Below are 14,530 nucleotides of genomic sequence, written 5' to 3'. Positions count from 1 at the left end.
GGCCGCGGGAGTCGCGGCGGGGGCCGACTCCTGGGGTGCCGCGGGCGCGCCACCATCGGGCACCGGCGTCTGCGCGGTGGCCGTGGACGAGGCGACGAGCAGCGCCGCCAGCAGGACGTGAGGCATGGTCAACGGTCTCCGGGGCCGCGACATGACGCGGCCGGGTGTAAAGGGCGGGCGATTCAAGCCATGCCCCCCTGGGGTGTCAACGTCTACGGGATCGGGGTTTCGGGCCGATGACGGCGGAAGCCGGCCCCTTCCCCGCCGCCGTCCCCTTCCGGGACGCGCGGACAGCAACCATGGAGAGCGGCTGACATTTCGGACAGAAATGCGTGGTGCGCCCACCCTGGGTGAAGGACTCCACCGTCGTTCCGCACTTCGAGCACGGCCCGTTCGCCCGTCCGTAGACGCGGAAGCGGTTCACGGAGCCCGCCTCCTCTAAATAGGTGATCTCCTCGCCCTCCTGCTCCTTGAAGGCGAAGTCGAACGCGGCGTGGATGGCCCTGGCCAGGTGCTTCCAGTCGTCGGGCGTAAGGGTGCCGGGCTTGCGCGCCGGGTGCAGCCCCGCGCGGAAGAGCGCCTCCGCGGCGTGGATGTTGCCCAGGCCCGCCACGCGGCCCTGGTCCATCAGCGCCACCTTCAAGTCCTGCTTGGAGTCCCCCACCGCCTCCTGGAGCTGGGGGCCGGTGAGCCCTTCGGTCAGGGGGTCTATCCCCAGGGCCTTCACCGAGGGCAGCTCCCACAATTCCTTCGCGGGCACGGGCTCCATGCGGCCGAAGAGGCGTGGATCACTGAAGTGGACCACGTGGCCGTCATCCAGGTGGAAGCGGGCGCGGCTGTGGGGGACGGGCTCGCCTTCCTTGCGGCGAACGAACTTGCCTGTCATGCCCAGGTGGGCCATCAGGCCGTGGCCGCCCTCCAGGGTGAGCAGCAGGTACTTCCCCTTGCGCTCGAGGGCCGTCACACGGCCAGTGAGCCGGGTGAAGTGGGGCAGCTCCGCCCCCCGGAAGACGCGGGTGGGGTCCGCTTCCGCGCGCACGATGCGGTGGCCCTTGAACCAGCGCTCCAGGTTGCGCCGGGCGATCTCCACTTCCGGTAGTTCAGGCATCCAGGCGCCGGGGCATACCACCGGACTGTCTCCGGTGCATGTCCCCCGGTGGATGGCGCTCCGGGAAGGTGCTTGCCCGGAATGCTTGGGCGCGGCTACGACGGGCCGCGAAAGCTTCCACCCACTGAGCAAAGAAGGGACGACTCACCCATGCAACGGATGGTCACCGCACTCCTGACCCTCACCCTGGCCTCGGGCCTCTCCACGGGCTGCGTCAAGCAGCGCGTGGGCGCGGAGAAGGCGATTGCCAGTGTCCTCATCTCCGACGAGCAGGAGAACGAGCTCGGCCTCCAGGTGAAGAAGGAGCTGGAGACGAAGGAGAACGTCAAATACGTGGAGGACCCGGAGGTGCTGGCGTACGTCCGGGGCATCTCCGCGCCCATCCTCGCGCAGGCCAACAAGGATCGCTCCGGGGTGAAGTGGAAGGTCAACGTCATCAATGACCCGAAGACGGTCAACGCCTTCGCCACGCCGGGTGGCTTCCTCTACGTGTACACGGGCCTGCTGCTCGCGGCGGACACGGAGGCGGAGCTGGCGGGCGTGATGGCGCACGAGGCGGGCCACGTGGTGGGCCGGCACTCCGCGCGCGCCATGGTGAACGCGTACGGTCTGCAGGCCATCACCCAGGTGGCGCTGGGCCAGAACCCGGGCACCGCCGCGCAGATCGCCGCGCAGCTGGCGGGCGGCGGGCTGCAGCTGGCGCACGGCCGCAGCGAGGAGACGGAAGCGGACGAGTACGGCGCGAAGTACGCCTCCGCCGCGGGCTTCGACCCGAACGGACTCATCACCTTCTTCCAGAAGCTGCAGAAGGAGCAGGGCTCCACGCCGGGCGTGCTCAAGTGGCTGTCCACGCACCCCACCAACGAGGACCGCATCGCGCACCTGCGGAAGCTCATCGCGCAGCAGGGGCTCAAGGGCGACCGCAACACCGCGGGCGGGCTGACGGCCATCCAGGCCAAGCTGCCCAAGCAGTAGCCGCCCCTTTCCGGTCCCCGGCGCTCTCAGTGCACGGACGGGTTGTCACTCCCGTCCTGCTCGAGCCCCGGGGGCTCCGGGTCCTTGCCCTCCGCCACGCGGCGCTTGCGCTTGAACAGCGCGAGCCGCGTCTTCCGGGCGCTGGCGGCGCTCTTGGCCGCACCGGGCGTCTTGAGGGGCGGCTCCAGGGGCGCGGGCTGGCCGAAGTCCCTCGCACCCTTGGCCTTCCCCTGCGCGGAGGCGTGTTCGAGGATGGCGTTGAGCTCCCCTCCGAGGATGAAGATGAGCCCGGAGATGTAGAGCCACAGGAGCAGCACCACCACGCCACCGATGGAGCCGTAGGTGACGTCGTACTTGCCGAAGTGCTCCACGTACTGGGTGAAGCCCCAGGTGCTGCCCAGCCACGCCAGCGTGCCAAGCACGGAGCCCGGGGTGATGTACTTGAAGCGCTGCTTCACGTCCGGCAGCAGGTAGTAGCAGAGCGACAGCATCAGCATCACCAGCGCCGCGGTGAAGGGCCAGCGCAGCCAGGACCAGACGAGGTGGAACTCGTCGATGAGCGCCAGCTTGTCCGCCGCCCACGCCCCCACGCGCCCTCCCAGGAGCAGGATGGCGAAGGACAGGGGAATCAGCAGGCCGCCCATCAGCGTCACCATCAGCGCCAGGCCCTGCGTCTTCCAATAGGGCCGGGACTCCGACACGTCGTAGGCCATGTTGAGCGCCTTGCGCAGGGCATCCACGCCGCGCGACGCCGTCCACAGCGCCACCACGAGACCCACGGTGAGCAGCTTGGGACGCGTCTCTCCGACGATGGAGGTCAGGTGCTGGCTCACCACACCCAGCGCGTCGCCGGGCACCAGCGGGCGGATGCGCTCCATCATCGCGTCCACGGCGCCGGGCGCGAACGGCAGGTACGCCACCAGCGTGACCAGGAAGAACAGGAAGGGGAACAGGGAGAAGATGAAGTAGTAGGACAGCTGCGCCGCCACGTCGGTGACGGTGTCCTCTTCAACTTCCTTCCAGAACCGACGCGCGAACTCCCTCCACGTCAGGTACTTGAGCCGTGGCAGCCCCATGTGGCTCCCCCTCCGGGTCTGTGGGGAGCCAATGTGGGGTCGGTCCGGGCATTCGGCAGCAGGCAGGCGGCCGAGCGCTCGCGGCCAGAGGCGCTGGCGACGTGCCGGGTGTTGAACGCTAGACGAGCCCGGAGGGCAGGTAGCGGCCCAGCAGCGGGCGCAGGCGGCTCTTCACGTCCGCGGGGATGCGGGTGCGGTCGGTGAAGATGGCCAGTGCGAGCGCGCTGGCGCAGCGGCAGGTGGTGGGCGTGCTCGCGATGCGGGGCAGCGCGCGGCGCAGGAGCGCGGCGCCGTGGGCGGTGACTGCGTCCAGCCGCTGGGTGAACTGCGGCAGGAGCGCTTCGGGCTCCTGACCCACGGGCTGCGAGCGCCAGGAGTCGTGGTCGGTGGGCAGCGCGATGAGGGCGTAGTGCAGCTCCGCCTCGCGGGCGAGCCGCGCCTCCGGCATGGCGGTGAGACCCACCAGGTCCGCGCCCCAGGCGCGGTACAGCTGGCTCTCTGCCTGGGTGCTCAAGGAGGGGCCCTCGATGCAGACGTAGGTGGCGGAGGGGTGCACCTCGGTGTCGCTCTTGGGGGCCGCGTCGATGAGCGTCTGGCGCAGGGTGGCGCAGAAGGGCTGGGCCAGCTCCACGTGCACGGCGACGTCGTCGTAGAAGGTGCAGGGGCGGCGGTAGGTCCGGTCGATGACCTGATCCGGCAGGGCCAGGTGCAGCGGATGGATGGCGTCACGCAGGCTGCCCACGGTGCCGGTGGCGACCACATGGGTGACCCCGAGCGTCTTCAGGGCGAAGAGGTTGGCGCGGTAGGGGGCGCGGGTGGCGTTGTGGACGTGGCCCTGGCCGTGGCGGAAGACGAAGACGATGGGGACGCCGTCCAATTCCGTGGCGATGAGTGGGGCGCTGTGGGGCCCGAAGGGCGTCTCCACGGAGAGGTGTTCGCCGCGCCCCTGGAGTCCCAGGGCCAGGTAGAGGGCCTGGCCCCCGATGATGCCCACCTTGACCGCCGCCATGCGTCTCCTCTCGCCCGGTCGCCGGGCGTGGCCTGACGATATCGCGGGGGGCTCGCCCAGGAAGCTCGGAAGACTGGTAGCTTTCACATTTGCCATGCGTCTTCTTCCGCGCCTCGTCGTCCTCAGCTTCCTGTTTGGAACCCCTGCCCTGGCCGGTCCCGTCCCGCCCGGCTGCGAGGAGGACGCCACCACGTGCAAGGAGGACTGCACCATCGAGTACGGCGGCAACGGCGCCGCCATCAAGAAGCTGACGCGCTGTTTCGACGGCTGCCTGACGACGCGCAACCAGTGCACCCGCCAGTTCAACGCGGTGAACAACCGGGCGCCGGACGCACCGGAGGCCGCGCCCGAGCGCCGGACGAGCAAGACGGAAGCGGCCAAGCTGCGCGAAATCGAGGAGAAGGACCGCCGCCGCGAGGAGGACCCGTTCGGCGACGAAGAGAACAAGCAGCCGCGCGCGAGGCCGGTGCGCGACTCCTACGATGATCCGCCGGAGCCGCCCCCGGAGCGCACGGGCTACCGCGCGTCGGACGAGAAGCCCGCGAAGAACAACGGGCGTCAGCAGGCGGCCGTTCCGGCGAGGGCCCGCGAGCCGGAGCGCACGCCACCCCCGCCCTCTCCGGCCGTGGCGCCCGACCCGGAGCCCCGTCGCTCGGAGGCCCCGGACATCGATGCCTTCGCGGAGCCGCCGCCCCGCGCGGATCCGCCCCCGCGCAAGCCCGAGCCGAAGCCGGTGGTGGCCGAGCCCGTGCAGCCGAGCCGCTCGGACGACGACGCGCCCGCTCCTCCGCCTCCGCCGGTGGCGAAGAAGGAGCCGCCGCCCCGCATCGCGCCGCCGCGTCCCACCGTTCCGGCGGAGCCCGCCCGGAAGGACATCTCCGAGTGGGACCCCAACGGCGACTGACGCCGTCTCCCGCACCGCACGCAGCCAGAGGCCCTCCGCGAGGCATCCTGCCTTCGGGGGGCTTCATGCTTCAGCCCGCGCGCTCGCGCTCCAGGTCCAGGACGCGCTGCCAGAGCGCGAAGGGTGACACGCCCACGTAGCCGCTCTCCTGGCCGTCATTGCACTCGATGACGATCCACCGGCCGGACACCTCCTGGGCCACGTCGACGACGAGGAACGGGAGCGCGACCCGGCGCGCCGCTTCGCCCGCGAGCGTCAGCGCGTCCCGCTCTTCTCCGGGCGTCAGCGCGTACGGCGTCCCCTGCCACCAGTAGGGCCCGAAGCCCACCAGTTGCTGCCGCCACCAGAAGGTGCGGAACTCGAACGAGCGAGGCAGCGCGTCCGCGCCCTGCGTGTCGTCCACGCGCCGCAGGGGCCGCAGCTCGCGGCACACCACCTGTTGCCAGTGCAGGATGTCGTCCTGCGCGTAGTCCTCCATCGCCTGACGGAAGGCCTCCGGACTCTCGATGATGGAGAGGGACCTGCGATGGCGGCTCGTCTGCCGCGCGCCCTTGAGGAACACCGGCCAGCCCAGCTGCTCCTCCACCGTGCGCGCATCCGGAGGCGTGTCGAACCAGAGGCTCCGGGGCGTCAGGTCCTCCAGCAGCGGATACCAGTGCGGCAGCTCCGTCGCGAGCAGGTGCTGCGCTGGTGAATGCACCAGCCGCACGCCCTGCGCCTCCAGCTCGCGGTAGCGCTCCGCGTAGTCGGGCCACGCGCCCGCGCGAGCAACGACTTCGATGGGCTCGTCCGGCAGCTCGTACGGCCGACGGCACGCGAAGAACCGGTCGAAGGCGAAGTCATAGACGCCCTTCCCCGTCGCCGCGGTGAGCAGCCACAGTCGGTCCTCGACCTTCAGCAAGTCCTCTCCGGGACGCAGCATGGACGGCAGCGTGCGTCCGCCACCCTTCACGGGTCAACGCCTTCAGCTCGCGCGCACCACCACCGGCGCGGTCTTCACCGGCGCGCTCTGCGTCAGCCGCACGCCCACGAGCACCAGCGCGCCACCCAGCGCCAGCTCCCAGTGCAGCGCTTCGTCCAGGAAGAGCCACGCGACGAGCGCTGTCACCGCTGGCTGCAGGTTGGAGAAGATGGCCACGCGCGACGCGGGCACCTTCGACAGCGCGTAGGACCAGAGCAGGTACGCCACCACCGACGTCATCAGCCCCACGTAGACGATGGAGGCCTTCGCCGAGGCGCTGGAGGCCCACAGCGCCTCGGGTTCCAGCACGAACGGGGCGAGCGGCAGCTGCAACACCGTGGCGACCGTCATCGTCCAGGCCGTCGCGCGCAGCGGCCCATGCTCCGTGGCCAGGGGCTTTCCCTCCGTCGTGTAGACCACCCACGCCACCACCGCCGCGAGGATGAGCAGGTCTCCCACCAGCGTGCCCCTCGCGCTTGCGAGTCCCCGGCCCAGCAGCAGCACCACCACGCCCACCAACGCCGTGAGGATGCCCGCCGTCGTCCGCGTGGACGCGCGCTCCCGGCCCAGCACCAGGCTGGCCACGTACACGCCCAGCGGCGTGAGCGCGTAGAACAGCGCCGCGTGCGCCGCCGTGGAGCGCGACAGGCCGGAGAAGAACAGCGTCTGGTTCACCGGCCCGCCCATCAACCCCAGCAGCACGATGCGCGGCCACGCATGGCGCGGCGGCAGCTTGGGCCCCGGCGTCACCGCGAGCAGCGTCACGAACGCGACGCCGCAGACGAGGAATCGCCACAGCACCACCGTGAACGGCGACAGCTCCGTCATCGCCCGCTTGGCGGCCAGGTACGTGCCCGCGCTGATCAGCACCTGCACCGTCAGCGCCGCGTACACCCGCCCGAGCGGCGGCGTCGCGGAGGACGGCGTCACGGCTCCAGTTGCAGAAGCGCCCATCGTGCGGCGCTGCGTACCAGCTCGCTGTCGTCGCCGCTGAGTTTTTCGAGCAGCGGCCGGGCGTGCACCTGCCGTGCGACACCGAGTGCATACACAGCGTTGCGCCTCAAACCGTCGTACCGCGCGCGCGCCAGCGCCGTGCCTGGAATGAGTTCCTTGTATTGCTCGGGTGTCAGCGCCGCCAGCTCCAGCGTGCCCAGCGACGCCACCGCGCGGGGCACGAAGCGCTCGTCTTCCGCGAACACTGGCTTGCGGTTCAGCGGGCACACCTGCTGGCAGATGTCGCAGCCGAAGATGAGGTTGTCGAACTTGAGCCGGAACGCCTCCGGCACGTCGCGGTCGCGGTTCTCGATGGTCTGGTACGACAGGCACGCGCGCGCATCCACCTGCCGGTTGCCCACCAGCGCGCCCGTGGGACACGCCATGAGACACCGTCGGCAGGAGCCGCAACGGTCCGCCACCGGTCCATCCGGGTACGCGTCCACCTCCGCGTCCAGGATGAGCGTGGCCAGCAGCACCCACGAGCCGTGCGACTCCGTGATGAGGCAGCCGTTCTTGCCCACGTAGCCCAGGCCGCCGCGAGCGGCCCAGACCTTCTCCATCATCGGCCCGCTGTCCACGCCGCCGTAGGTGCCCAGCCCCGGGTACCAGGCGTTGATGGTCTTCCGGAACGCCTTCATCCGGTCGCGCAGCGTGGAGTGGTAGTCGCGGCCCCTCGCATAGCGCGCGATGGGCGAGCCCTGCGAGGGCTCATCATCCCGCCAGTAGTTGTTCGCGAAGGACAGCACCGTGCGCGCGCCCGGAAGGAGCACCGACACGTCGAGCCGCTCCTCCGCGCGCGACCCCATCCAGTCCATGTCCGCGTCGTAGCCGGCCTCCAGCCACGACATCAGCGACGACGGCGGAATGGGCTCCGCGCGCGCGAAGCCGATGAGGTCGAAGCCCACGTCCTGGGCGAGCTGCCGGAGCCGGGCAGTGGGCAGTTGTGTCGCGTACACGGCTTACTTCGTCGGCTTCTCGGGGATCCACTTCACGTCCGGCAGCCCGGCGCGGAAGTTCACCAGCCGGGCCACCACGAAGAGCAGGTCCGACAGGCGGTTCAGGTACATGGCCACGGCGGGCGGGGCCTTGTCCTCGCGAAGCAGCGTCACCACCCGGCGCTCGGCGCGGCGGCACACCGTGCGGGACAGGTGCAGCGCCGCGGCCGCGGACGAGCCTCCCGGGAGGATGAAGTGCGTCATCTTCGGCAGCTCCTCCTCGTAGCGGTCGATGTGGCGCTCCATCTCCTCCACCCACTCCGGGCGCAGCTCCGGGATGTGGGCCGCCGCCTTGGTGTGCGGCGGCGTGGCCAGCACCGCACCCACCGTGAAGAGCTGGTCCTGGATGCGCTGGAGGAAGTGCTCCAGGTCCGCCGGCAGCGGGAACGTGCGAGCAAGGCCCAGCGTGGCGTTGAGCTCGTCCACCTCGCCGTAGGCGTCCACCAGCGCGTCGTCCTTCGCCACACGGCCGCCGCCGAAGAGGCCTGTCTCTCCGGCGTCGCCGGTCTTCGTGTAAATCTTCATGGCAGCCCTTGTTTAACGATGCGACACGGTGACGCCGTGCGCGGGTGGACAGCGGCCGATATTTTGCTCGCCTGCCTGACCCCACCTAGGGAAAAAGGGGCCCATGCAGCCTTACCTGAGTCTGATGGAGCAGGTCCTGAAGCACGGGACGAAGAAGGGCGACCGGACCGGCACGGGGACGCTGAGCCTCTTCGGCCACCAGCTCCGCTTCGACCTCACCCAGGGTTTCCCCCTGGTGACGACGAAGAAGCTCCACCTGAAGTCCATCATCCATGAGCTCCTGTGGATGCTCCGGGGCGACTCGAACGTGCGCTCGCTCCAGGAGGTGGGGGTCACCATCTGGGACGAGTGGGCCAACGCCGACGGCAGCCTGGGCCCCGTGTACGGCCACCAGTGGCGTTCCTGGAACACGCCGGACGGCGGCCACGTGGATCAGATGCGGCAGCTGGTGGACGGGCTGAAGAAGAACCCGGACTCGCGCAGGCACCTGGTGAGCGCGTGGAACGTGGCGGACGTGCCCTCCATGAAGCTGCCGCCCTGCCACGTGATGTTCCAGTTCTACGTGGCCGACGGGAAGCTCTCCTGCCAGCTCTACCAGCGCAGCGCGGACATCTTCCTGGGGCTGCCCTTCAACATCGCGTCGTACTCGCTGCTCACGATGATGGTGGCGCAGGCCACGGGCCTCACCGCGCACGAGTTCATCCACACCCTCGGTGACGCGCACCTGTACCTGAACCACGTGGAGCAGGCGCAGGAGCAGCTGAAGCGCGAACCGCGCCCGCTGCCGCGCATGCACCTGAACCCGGACGTGAAGGACCTGTTCGCCTTCCGCTACGAGGACTTCACGCTGGAAGGCTACGACCCGCACCCCGCCATCAAGGCGCCCGTCGCCGTATGAGCCCGCGCATCTCCGCCATCGTCGCCATGGCAGCGAACCGCGTCATCGGTCAGGGCAACACCCTGCCCTGGCGCCTGCCGCTGGACCTGGCGCGCTTCAAACGTCTGACCATGGGCCACACCCTGGTCATGGGTCGCAAGACGTACGACTCCATCGGGAGGCCGCTGCCCGGCCGCACCACCGTGGTGCTCACCCGCCAGCGCGACTGGGCCGCCCCACTAGGCGTCCACGTGGCCCACACCGTGGACGACGCCCTGCGACAAGCCGGAGACAGCGAGGTCTTCATCGCGGGCGGCGCGGACCTCTACGCGCAGACGCAAGCGCTGTGGCAGCGGCTCTACCTCACCCGCATCGAGCGGGACTTCCCAGGCGACGCCTTCTTCCCATCGGTGGACCTGACCGGATGGAGGTTGGTGGAGGAGGAACGGCACTCGGAAGGCGACTTGCCCTTCGGTTTCTTCACCTACGAGCGTCAGGGCTAGCCCTTATTCCTGGCGTTTGCTGGCTGACTTACCGTGCGGGTTCCTCTCACCGAAGGAGCGTGCATGCGTCGTCACCTGATTCGTGGACTGGGGCTGTTCGCGGTGCTGGGCCTGGCGGCCTGTGGCGGGCCCATCGACGAAGGCACGGCCGCGGAGTTGGGCGCACAGGAGCAGGAGCTGCGGATCTGCCCGGATAACGGCGTCTGTGCCGTCGGAGAGGTCTGCTACTACGGCCCGGGCGGCCCCTGCTATCCGTGCCGGACCTACCCGCAGTACTGCGAGCTCAATTAGCGCTGAGTCGTCCCCGGGAACACCCCGGGTGTTGACCCGTGTGCCCCCCTCGGTTCCTGAGGGGGGTCTCATAATTTGATTTTGATTCGCAGAATTGAACGCCCGTGACGTGGTTGGTAGAAGACGGCCGTGAAACACGCCGCCTCCCTCACGTTGTGCCTGCTGCTCGCGCTGTCCTCTTCTGCCCGGGCTGAAGCTCCGGCTACCGACGAGGGGCGCACCTGGCACCGGCTGGTGGGCATCCTCCAGTACCTTCAGGCGGACTATCCGGCGGCGGTGTCGTCGCAGTCGGAGTTCGAGCTGACGGAGCAGAAGAGCTTCGCGGCGGAGGCACTGTCGGCGGCGAAGGACCTGGGCCCGGCGGCGGCCACGTTCGTGCCCCGCGTGGAGGCCATCCAGGCGCGCGTCAATGAAGCGAAGGACCCGGAGGGCGTGAGCCGCGACTGCGGTGAGCTGGTGGAGAGCCTGGTGCTGGCGGGTGGCCTGGCGCGCAGCCCTCGCGTGGCGCCGGACCTGGAGCACGGCAAGAAGCTCTTCCAGGCCAACTGCACGGCGTGCCACGGAGTGGAGGGCAAGGCGGACGTGGCCATCGCGGCCAACATGGAGCCTCGGCCGGCGAACTTCCACGACCCGGAGCTGATGGAGGACGGGCTCACGCCTTACAAGGCCTTCAACACCACCAGCTTCGGCGTGCCCGGCACGGCGATGCCGGCCTTCCCCACGCTCACCGAGGACGACCGCTGGTCGCTGGCCTTCTTCGTCTTCACCCTGCGCCAGCCGCCGTGCCAGGGCGAGCCGCCCAACGTGTCGCTGGAGCGGCTGGCCACGTCCACGGACGCGGAGCTGGCGAAGACGTTCGGCGCGGACAAGGTGGCGTGCCTGCGCCAGAACATGCCGGACGCGGACGAGGAGAAGGTGCTCCTCAACGCGCGCGCGGCGGTGGGCCACGCGATGCGCATGGGCGCGGAGGGCGACTACGTGGGCGCGAAGAACGCGCTCCTGGACGCGTACCTCAACGGCCTGGAGCCGGTGGAGCCCAAGCTGCGCGGGCGAGATCCGGAGCTCACCCAGAAGCTGGAAGAGGCCTTCATGCAGGCGCGGCTCGCCGCGGAGCGCAAGAGCCCGCACCTGCAGGACGAGGGGCGCGAGCTGCTGTCGCTGTTGGACCAGGCGCGAAAGACGACCGGGAGCACCACGGACTTGCTGTCCGTGGCGTGGCTCACGCTGCTCATCCTGCTGCGTGAAGGTTTCGAGGCGACCATCATCGTCACGGCGCTGCTGGCGGCGCTGAAGAAGATGAAGGCCATGGACCAGGTGCGAGTGGTGCACGCGGGCTGGGTGTCCGCGCTCATCGCGGGTGCCCTCGCGTACATCGTGGGCCGCAAGCTGCTGGCGGGCGCGCAGCGCGAGTGGCTGGAGGGAATTACCGCGCTGGTGGCGGTGGGCATGCTGCTGTACGCGGCGCTGTGGCTCAACGCGCGCGCCAACGTGAGCCACTTCATGGGTGAGCTGCGCCAGAAGATGCAGGGCGCGCTGGGCCGGGGCAGCACGGTGGGCCTGTTCGTCATCGCGTTCACGTCCGTGCTGCGTGAGAGCTTCGAGACGGCCATCTTCCTCCAGGGCCTGGCGGTGGACTCCGCGGCGGGCGTGGTCTGGGGCGTGGTGGGCGGCATCGTGGCCCTGGCGGTGCTGGTGCTCTTCATCAACCGCATGGGCTACCGGCTGCCCATGAAGACGCTCTTCAACCTCTCCACGGTGGTGATGGTGGTGACGGCGGTGATGCTGCTGGGCAAGGGCATCCACTCGTTGCAGGAGGTGGGCGCGCTGCCGCTGGTGCCGGTGCGCTTCATCTACGTGGACATGCTGGGCCTGTATCCGGATGCGCTGTCGCTGGTGCCGCAGGCGCTGCTGGCCGTGGCGCCGCTCGTCTACCGGGCCCTGCGCCGCCGCCCTCGCGAGGAGACGCCCACTTCCGGTGACAGCGCGACGCCGACGCAGCCCTTGCGGTAGCCTCAAGTCCTGGTGAAGCGCACACGTCTGTCCACACTTCTCGCCCTGCTGCTCGTGTCGGGCCTGGCCTCCGCCCAGGAGACCCCGGCCGAGCCCGCACGGGCTCCCGCCGGGAGCCTCACGCCCCCACCGCTGGTGGGCGCGCCGGACGAGGACGTGCCTCCGCCGCCGGACGTCACCCAGGGTGACGAGATCCCGACGCGCACCTCCGTTCCCTCCCAGGCGCTGCCTTCCGTGAAGTCCGCGCCGCCCGCCGCGAAGGACCCGGTGCCGCGCGTGGCGGTGGAGGTGCTGAGCGGCACGGCGGGTGGCGTCGTGGGCGCGACGGTGCTGGGCTCGGTGGGGTACCTGCTGGGGTCCGCCACGGTGGGCTGTGACGAGTGCCTGGTGATGGCCGTCGCGGGCGCCGCGGCGGGAGGCATCATCGGCATCCCGGTGGGCACGTACGCGGGCGGCCGCTTCATGGGCGGGCGCGGCCGCGTGGGCGCGACGGTGGCCGGGAGCATGGTGGGCTGGGGCGCGACGTTCCTGGCGCTCACGCTGGTGAACAGCGGAGGCACGGAGGCGCCGCCAGCCCTCAACGCCGCCCTCTTCATTCTGCCGGTGGTGGGCGCGAGCGCGGGCTTCGAACTGTCCAACGCCAACGCCCTGCGCCAGGAGGCCGCGATGCAGGCGGCCCCCGCTCCGACCGTGCGCCTGATGCCCGTGGCCACCTACAGCAGCAAGGGCCCGCACCTGGGCCTGATGGGCAGCTTCTAGCTAAGCCCCGACGCGGAACCAGGTGAAGGACTCTTCGCGCACGCGGCCCTCCGCCACCAACTTCTCCAGCGAGGCCAGGGCGCTGCGCTCCGCCACCGGATGCAAGAGGGGCGGCGTGTCCGCGTAGGCCGTGGCCACCACCTCCGCGAGCGTCGCGCCCGTCGCGGGCACGGCCTCCAGGATGAGGGCCTCGCGCTGGGCGCGGTGACGCAGGTACTCGTTCAGCTTGCCCGGGCCATCCGGCACCGGTGACCCGTGCGCGGGGTACAGCGTGGTGACGGGCCAGTCGCGCAGCCGCTTCAGCTGCGTGAGGTACTCCACCATGTTGCCTTCCGGCGGGTCGATGACGATGGAGCCCACGCTCGCCACCATGTCCCCCACGATGGCCGCCTTGCTGCGCGAGTCCACCAGGCACAGGTGACCGCGCGCGTGTCCCGGCGTGTGCAGCACGTGCCAGCGCTGCACCATCGGCCCGTCCAGGTTCAGCACCTCGCCGTCTTCGAGCAGCCGCTCCACCGGGAAGTCCAACCGGTCCGCCGTGCGCGCATGGCACCAGAGCGGAATGCCCAGCCGCTCCTTCACCGCGAGCGCCCCGCCCACGTGGTCGCCGTGGTGGTGGGTGAGCACCACCGCCACTGGACGAGCGCCCTCCGCCTTCAGGCCCGCCACCAGCGACAGCAGCTTCGCGTACTGCTTCACGTCCGACGAACCCGGGTCCACGATGAGCAGGTCGCCCGTGCCCAGCACGTACGCGTTGGTGTGCGTCGCCGGAGGCAGCGTAGGCGTCTCCAGCGCCACCACGCGCACGCCGCGCTGGAACTCGATGCGCTGGGCCACGTAGCCCGGGCAGTACGGCGGCGTGCTCAGCTTCGCGCGCGCGTCCGCTTCGTCCGTGAACTCGGACAGCACCTGCAACGCGTGCTGCGCGGGCGGATGCAGCAGCGCCGAGCCGTCGCTCCAGCGAGACAGCGCGTCCTCCGGGCGGATCCACGCGCCCTCCGTCAGCTCGCCCGGGATGATGCTCGCCGCCGCGCCCTCCGGCAGCTCCACCAGGTAGAAGCGCGTGTCGAAGCGCACCGGGATGGCCGGCGGCGTCACCCAGCGCCCCGCGGGCTTGAGGTCCTCCGCGCGCAGGGACAGCGCGTGACGCGTCAGCCACTCGCTCCACTTCACCGTGCCCGCGAGCAGCCCCGCGCGCCCCTCCTCCAGCGCCTCCGGAGACAGCTCCCGCGCGCCTTCCGCCACCAGCACGCCCGCTTCCTCGAACAGCTCGCGCGCCGCCGCGGAGCGCAGCGCGGCCTCTTCTCCCTGGGCACCCTGCACGGGGACGTCGTGGTCGTCCTTGTCCAGCTTGCCGCCGGGGAAGGCATAGAAACCGCCCGCGAAGGTGAGCGCGCGCTCGCGCTTCACCCAGAACACCTCCACGCTGGCGTGCATGCGCCGGTAGAGGATGACCACCGAGGAGGGCCGGGGCTCCACGGGAGTGTGGGGCGCGAAGAGGCCCATGCCAGGAAGGGGCTCGCTCATGGTTGCACCGTCGT

15 protein-coding genes are annotated in these 14,530 nt (G+C 70.3%); 7 read left to right on the top strand and 8 right to left on the bottom strand.

Annotated features, from left to right (window positions below; genetic code table 11):
- Positions 1 to 205: 205 nt before the first annotated feature.
- The gene (gene mutM / locus D7X99_RS13625) at positions 206 to 1,108 is read right to left on the bottom strand and encodes a bifunctional DNA-formamidopyrimidine glycosylase/DNA-(apurinic or apyrimidinic site) lyase (protein WP_121778172.1); all 903 of its coding nucleotides are present in this window, start codon (positions 1,106 to 1,108) and stop codon (positions 206 to 208) included.
- 150 nt (positions 1,109 to 1,258) lie between these two features.
- On the opposite strand from mutM, the gene D7X99_RS13620 reads away from it, so the two are divergent.
- A complete protein-coding gene (locus tag D7X99_RS13620; RefSeq protein ID WP_121778171.1) occupies positions 1,259 to 2,083 on the top strand; it encodes a M48 family metallopeptidase in 825 nt (274 codons plus the stop codon).
- 26 nt (positions 2,084 to 2,109) lie between these two features.
- Here D7X99_RS13620 and D7X99_RS13615 read toward each other — a convergent pair whose 3' ends face one another.
- Together D7X99_RS13615 and D7X99_RS13610 are read right to left on the bottom strand one after the other, a co-directional pair.
- On the bottom strand, positions 2,110 to 3,159 hold the full coding sequence (locus D7X99_RS13615) for a YihY/virulence factor BrkB family protein (protein ID WP_121778170.1): 1,050 nt from the start codon (positions 3,157 to 3,159) through the stop codon (positions 2,110 to 2,112).
- Positions 3,160 to 3,277: 118 nt separating this feature from the next.
- Positions 3,278 to 4,168, bottom strand: coding sequence for an MTAP family purine nucleoside phosphorylase (locus D7X99_RS13610; RefSeq protein WP_121778169.1), 891 nt, complete (start codon positions 4,166 to 4,168; stop codon positions 3,278 to 3,280).
- Between the two features lie 94 nt (positions 4,169 to 4,262).
- On the opposite strand from D7X99_RS13610, the gene D7X99_RS13605 reads away from it, so the two are divergent.
- Positions 4,263 to 5,072, top strand: a complete 810-nt coding sequence (locus D7X99_RS13605; protein ID WP_121778168.1) for a hypothetical protein — start codon at positions 4,263 to 4,265, stop codon at positions 5,070 to 5,072.
- Between the two features lie 70 nt (positions 5,073 to 5,142).
- On the opposite strand, the gene D7X99_RS13600 is transcribed toward D7X99_RS13605, so the two are convergent.
- Genes D7X99_RS13600 through D7X99_RS13585 form a run of 4 tightly spaced genes read right to left on the bottom strand, consistent with a single transcriptional unit; the run spans position 5,143 to position 8,549 of the window.
- Entirely contained in the window at positions 5,143 to 6,024 is an 882-nt protein-coding gene (locus D7X99_RS13600; RefSeq protein ID WP_233613359.1) for an ATP-grasp domain-containing protein, read from the bottom strand.
- A 12-nt stretch (positions 6,025 to 6,036) separates the two neighbouring features.
- Complete coding sequence (locus tag D7X99_RS13595; protein ID WP_121778167.1) at positions 6,037 to 6,987, bottom strand: DMT family transporter; 951 nt, start codon at positions 6,985 to 6,987, stop codon at positions 6,037 to 6,039.
- Entirely contained in the window at positions 6,960 to 7,985 is a 1,026-nt protein-coding gene (gene queG / locus D7X99_RS13590) for a tRNA epoxyqueuosine(34) reductase QueG (RefSeq protein ID WP_120577260.1), read from the bottom strand. The genes D7X99_RS13595 and queG overlap by 28 nt, the downstream gene beginning before the upstream one ends.
- Positions 7,986 to 7,988: 3 nt before the next feature.
- Positions 7,989 to 8,549 (bottom strand): cob(I)yrinic acid a,c-diamide adenosyltransferase, encoded by a 561-nt coding sequence (locus D7X99_RS13585; RefSeq protein ID WP_120577259.1) that lies wholly within the window; start codon positions 8,547 to 8,549, stop codon positions 7,989 to 7,991.
- Positions 8,550 to 8,652: 103 nt separating this feature from the next.
- Between D7X99_RS13585 and D7X99_RS13580 the strand changes: the two genes are divergently transcribed.
- The 5 genes from D7X99_RS13580 to D7X99_RS44465 all read left to right on the top strand — a co-directional run bounded on the left by D7X99_RS13580 (position 8,653) and on the right by D7X99_RS44465 (position 12,989).
- Positions 8,653 to 9,447 (top strand): thymidylate synthase, encoded by a 795-nt coding sequence (locus D7X99_RS13580; RefSeq protein ID WP_121778166.1) that lies wholly within the window; start codon positions 8,653 to 8,655, stop codon positions 9,445 to 9,447.
- Entirely contained in the window at positions 9,444 to 9,929 is a 486-nt protein-coding gene (locus tag D7X99_RS13575; RefSeq protein ID WP_121778165.1) for a dihydrofolate reductase, read from the top strand. Before D7X99_RS13580 ends, D7X99_RS13575 begins: the two co-directional genes overlap by 4 nt.
- A gap of 63 nt (positions 9,930 to 9,992) precedes the next feature.
- Positions 9,993 to 10,220, top strand: coding sequence for a hypothetical protein (locus D7X99_RS13570; protein WP_120598373.1), 228 nt, complete (start codon positions 9,993 to 9,995; stop codon positions 10,218 to 10,220).
- Between the two features lie 129 nt (positions 10,221 to 10,349).
- Complete coding sequence (locus D7X99_RS13565) at positions 10,350 to 12,230, top strand: FTR1 family protein (RefSeq protein ID WP_120577255.1); 1,881 nt, start codon at positions 10,350 to 10,352, stop codon at positions 12,228 to 12,230.
- Positions 12,231 to 12,242: 12 nt separating this feature from the next.
- Positions 12,243 to 12,989 carry a GlsB/YeaQ/YmgE family stress response membrane protein gene (locus D7X99_RS44465; protein ID WP_304997454.1) on the top strand — a complete coding sequence of 249 codons (747 nt, stop codon included), beginning with the start codon at positions 12,243 to 12,245 and terminating at the stop codon, positions 12,987 to 12,989.
- Here D7X99_RS44465 and D7X99_RS13555 read toward each other — a convergent pair whose 3' ends face one another.
- A complete protein-coding gene (locus tag D7X99_RS13555; protein WP_121778163.1) occupies positions 12,990 to 14,516 on the bottom strand; it encodes an MBL fold metallo-hydrolase in 1,527 nt (508 codons plus the stop codon).
- Positions 14,517 to 14,530 lie beyond the last annotated feature (14 nt).

The sequence above is a fragment of the Corallococcus sp. AB032C genome (genome assembly GCF_003668935.1).
GTDB lineage: Bacteria > Myxococcota > Myxococcia > Myxococcales > Myxococcaceae > Corallococcus > Corallococcus exiguus.
The sequence above is the reverse complement of the archived record's forward strand: the minus strand, read 5'-3'. Positions and strand labels throughout refer to the sequence as shown.

Excerpts from the sequence above, each read along its gene's own strand:
- D7X99_RS13615 (WP_121778170.1), bottom strand. The coding sequence starts at position 3,159 with ATGGGGCTGCCACGGCTCAAGTACCTGACGTGGAGGGAGTTCGCGCGT.
- D7X99_RS13555 (WP_121778163.1), bottom strand. The coding sequence starts at position 14,516 with ATGAGCGAGCCCCTTCCTGGCATGGGCCTCTTCGCGCCCCACACTCCC.
- D7X99_RS13585 (WP_120577259.1), bottom strand. The coding sequence starts at position 8,549 with ATGAAGATTTACACGAAGACCGGCGACGCCGGAGAGACAGGCCTCTTC.
- D7X99_RS13575 (WP_121778165.1), top strand. The coding sequence starts at position 9,444 with ATGAGCCCGCGCATCTCCGCCATCGTCGCCATGGCAGCGAACCGCGTC.
- D7X99_RS13605 (WP_121778168.1), top strand. The coding sequence starts at position 4,263 with ATGCGTCTTCTTCCGCGCCTCGTCGTCCTCAGCTTCCTGTTTGGAACC.
- D7X99_RS13580 (WP_121778166.1), top strand. The coding sequence starts at position 8,653 with ATGCAGCCTTACCTGAGTCTGATGGAGCAGGTCCTGAAGCACGGGACG.
- D7X99_RS13620 (WP_121778171.1), top strand. The coding sequence starts at position 1,259 with ATGCAACGGATGGTCACCGCACTCCTGACCCTCACCCTGGCCTCGGGC.
- D7X99_RS13570 (WP_120598373.1), top strand. The coding sequence starts at position 9,993 with ATGCGTCGTCACCTGATTCGTGGACTGGGGCTGTTCGCGGTGCTGGGC.
- D7X99_RS13595 (WP_121778167.1), bottom strand. The coding sequence starts at position 6,987 with ATGGGCGCTTCTGCAACTGGAGCCGTGACGCCGTCCTCCGCGACGCCG.
- D7X99_RS13610 (WP_121778169.1), bottom strand. The coding sequence starts at position 4,168 with ATGGCGGCGGTCAAGGTGGGCATCATCGGGGGCCAGGCCCTCTACCTG.
- mutM (WP_121778172.1), bottom strand. The coding sequence starts at position 1,108 with ATGCCTGAACTACCGGAAGTGGAGATCGCCCGGCGCAACCTGGAGCGC.